The sequence below is a fragment of the Pseudomonas sp. P5_A2_2 genome, from assembly GCF_054177685.1.
Window position 1 is genome coordinate 1 of the sequence record NZ_JBGCUL010000490.1, and the last position, 3376, is coordinate 3376.

Annotated in this window: 4 protein-coding genes; all 4 read left to right on the forward strand. The window is 60.9% G+C overall.

Features of this window, described 5'->3' with window-relative positions; genetic code table 11:
- Nucleotides 1-153, forward strand: a 153-nt coding sequence (locus ACXRVY_RS20970) for a DUF489 family protein (protein WP_458238147.1), incomplete at its 5' end; no start/stop codon positions are given.
- Between the two features lie 124 nt (nucleotides 154-277).
- Nucleotides 278-1648, forward strand: a complete 1371-nt coding sequence (gene purB, locus ACXRVY_RS20975) for an adenylosuccinate lyase (RefSeq protein WP_458238146.1) — start codon at nucleotides 278-280, stop codon at nucleotides 1646-1648.
- A gap of 86 nt (nucleotides 1649-1734) precedes the next feature.
- Nucleotides 1735-2904, forward strand: coding sequence for a ribosomal protein uL16 3-hydroxylase (locus tag ACXRVY_RS20980; RefSeq protein ID WP_223461563.1), 1170 nt, complete (start codon nucleotides 1735-1737; stop codon nucleotides 2902-2904).
- Entirely contained in the window at nucleotides 2897-3322 is a 426-nt protein-coding gene (locus ACXRVY_RS20985; protein WP_223461561.1) for a GNAT family N-acetyltransferase, read from the forward strand. Before ACXRVY_RS20980 ends, ACXRVY_RS20985 begins: the two co-directional genes overlap by 8 nt.
- Nucleotides 3323-3376: the final 54 nt, after the last annotated feature.

Below are 3376 nucleotides of genomic sequence, written 5' to 3' on the forward strand. Positions count from 1 at the left end.
CAACCGAGCAACGCCTCGAAAATTCGCGCCCTGCTGCTGGCCGGCATCCGTTCGGCCCGCCTGTGGCGGCAATTGGGCGGTCATCGCTGGCAACTGGTGATCAGCCGCCGCAAATTGTTGAAAGAGCTTTACCCATTGATGCGTAACGAATAACCCGCATCGACAGCACCGAACTCAGCAATACGCGTAATACGCCGGTCAGTTGGCGACGGACCGGCGGATTTTTTCATGTATGATACGCGCCCCATTTCGTTGCCCGACTGTCCGAGAACACCCCATGMAGCTCTCTTCGCTCACTGCGGTTTCCCCTGTTGACGGCCGCTACGCCGGCAAAACCCAGGCCCTGCGCCCAATTTTCAGCGAGTACGGCCTGATCCGTGCCCGCGTTCTGGTTGAAGTGCGCTGGCTCCAGCGCCTGGCCGCTCACCCTGCCATCAGCGAAGTGCCGGCGTTCTCCGCCGAAGCCAACGCTGTGTTGAACACCCTGGCGGAAAATTTCTCTCTGGAGCACGCCGAGCGCGTCAAAGAGATCGAGCGCACCACCAACCACGACGTCAAGGCCATCGAATACCTGCTCAAAGAGCAGGCGGCCAAGCTGCCGGAACTGGCCAAGGTCAGCGAGTTCATCCACTTTGCCTGCACCAGCGAGGACATCAACAACCTGTCCCACGCCCTGATGCTGCGCGAAGGCCGTGATGACGTGATGCTGCCGCTGATGCGCCAGACCGCCAACGCCATCCGCGAACTGGCGATCCGCTTCGCCGACGTACCGATGCTGTCGCGCACCCACGGTCAACCGGCCTCGCCGACCACCCTGGGCAAAGAACTGGCGAACGTGGTTTACCGCCTGGAGCGCCAGATCGCTCAAGTCGCTGCCGTTCCGCTGCTGGGCAAGATCAACGGCGCTGTCGGCAACTACAACGCCCACCTGTCGGCCTACCCCGAGATCGACTGGGAAGCCAACGCCCGCGCCTTCATCGAAGACGAGCTGGGCCTAGGCTTCAACCCGTACACCACGCAGATCGAACCGCACGACTACATTGCCGAGCTGTTCGACGCGATCGCCCGTTTCAACACCATCCTGATCGACTTCGACCGCGACATCTGGGGCTATATCTCCCTGGGTTATTTCAAACAGCGCACCATCGCTGGCGAAATCGGTTCGTCGACCATGCCGCACAAGGTCAACCCGATCGACTTCGAAAACTCCGAAGGCAACCTGGGTATCGCCAACGCACTGTTCCAGCACCTGGCGAGCAAACTGCCAATCTCCCGCTGGCAGCGCGACCTGACCGACTCCACCGTACTGCGCAACCTCGGTGTCGGCTTCGCCCACAGCGTGATCGCGTACGAAGCCAGCCTCAAGGGCATCAGCAAGCTTGAGCTCAACGAGCAGAAGATTGCCGCTGACCTGGACGCTTGCTGGGAAGTCCTGGCCGAGCCGATCCAGACCGTGATGCGTCGCTACAACATCGAAAACCCGTACGAAAAGCTGAAAGAACTGACCCGCGGCAAGGGCATCAGCCCAGAAGCGCTGCAGACTTTCATCGACGGCCTGGACATGCCAGCCGCCGCCAAGGCCGAGCTGAAACTGCTCACCCCGGCGAACTACATCGGCAACGCTGTAGAACAAGCCAAGCGCATCTGATCGACCGCTAGACCCTTTTAAGACGCCCGGCCGCGCCGGGCGTTTTTATTCCCGTCTGAAAAGTGCATTTTTTCAATAGGTTACACATGAATCCTGATATTCCTCTTCAACTTCTGGGCGGCATCACGGCACGGGAATTCCTGCGCGACTACTGGCAGAAAAAACCACTGTTGATCCGCCAGGCGATTCCTGATTTCGAAAGCCCGATCGACGCCGACGAACTGGCCGGCCTGGCGCTGGAAGAAGAAGTCGAATCGCGACTGATCATCGAGAATGGCGAGCGTCCGTGGGAACTGCGTCGCGGCCCGTTCGCCGAAGATGAGTTCAGCAAGCTGCCTGAACGTGACTGGACCCTGCTGGTTCAAGCCGTGGATCAGTTCGTCCCGGAAGTCAGCGAACTGCTGGAAAATTTCCGCTTTCTGCCGAGCTGGCGCATCGACGACGTGATGATCAGCTACGCCGCGCCGGGTGGCAGCGTTGGTCCGCACTTCGACAACTACGACGTGTTCCTGCTGCAAGGCCACGGCAAGCGCAACTGGAAGATCGGCCAGATGTGCAACACCGAAAGCCCGCTGCTGGCCCACGCCGACCTGCGCATCCTCGCCGAATTCGAAGCCACCGACGAATGGGTGCTGGAACCGGGCGACATGCTCTACCTGCCACCGCGCCTGGCCCACTGCGGCGTCGCCGTTGATGACTGYATGACCTACTCGGTTGGTTTCCGCGCGCCGAGCGCCGCTGAAGTACTGACCCACTTCACTGACTTCCTCAGCCAGTTCCTGTCGGACGAAGAACGCTACACCGACGCCGACGCCTTGCCGACTGCCGATCCTCACCAGATCCAGCGCGACGCACTCGACCGCCTCAAAGGCCTGCTGGCCGAGCACATGAGCGACGAGCGCCTGCTGCTGACCTGGTTCGGCCAGTTCATGACCGAGCCACGCTACCCGGAACTGGTGGTGGGCCCGGAAGACGTCGAAGAAGACGACTTCATGTCCGCCCTGGAGCAAGGCGCGATCCTGATTCGCAACCCGAGCGCACGCCTGGCGTGGTCCGAAGTCGATGACGACCTGCTGCTGTTCGCCAGCGGCCAGAGCCGTTATCTGCCAGGCAAACTGCGCGAACTGCTGAAGATGATCTGCGCCGCCGACGCTCTGCACGCCGACAACCTCGGCGAATGGCTGAGCGACGAAGACGGCCGCGGCCTGCTGTGCGAACTGGTCAAGCAAGGAAGCCTGGGGTTCGCCGATGAATAAAATTCACGTACGTGTCGCAGACTGGCAAAAGGACAACGCCGAGATCCGGCGCATTCGTGAAGCGGTGTTCGTCGCCGAGCAATCCGTTCCGCCAGAACTGGAATGGGACGCCGATGACATTGATGCAGTGCATTTCCTCGCTTACGAAGGCGACTTTCCGATCGGCACAGCCCGCCTGTTGCCCGACGGCCACGTCGGCAGGGTATCGGTACTCAGAGACTGGCGCGGCCTGAAAGTCGGCGATGCACTGATGCAAGCGGTCATCGGTGAAGCCGAAGAGCGCGGGCTCAAACAGCAGATGCTCAGCGCCCAGGTACAAGCCACGGCGTTCTATGAGCGCCTGGGCTTTCACATGGTCAGTGAAGAGTTCCTGGAAGCCGGGATTCCGCATGTGGACATGGTGCGACATTCGGCCTGATACCGAGTCGCGGCCATCGCGAGCAGGCTCGCTCCTACAAGGATTGCGCTAGAC

Coding starts and splice junctions, on each gene's coding strand:
- ACXRVY_RS20985 (WP_223461561.1), top strand. CDS start 2,897: ATGAATAAAATTCACGTACGTGTCGCAGACTGGCAAAAGGACAACGCC.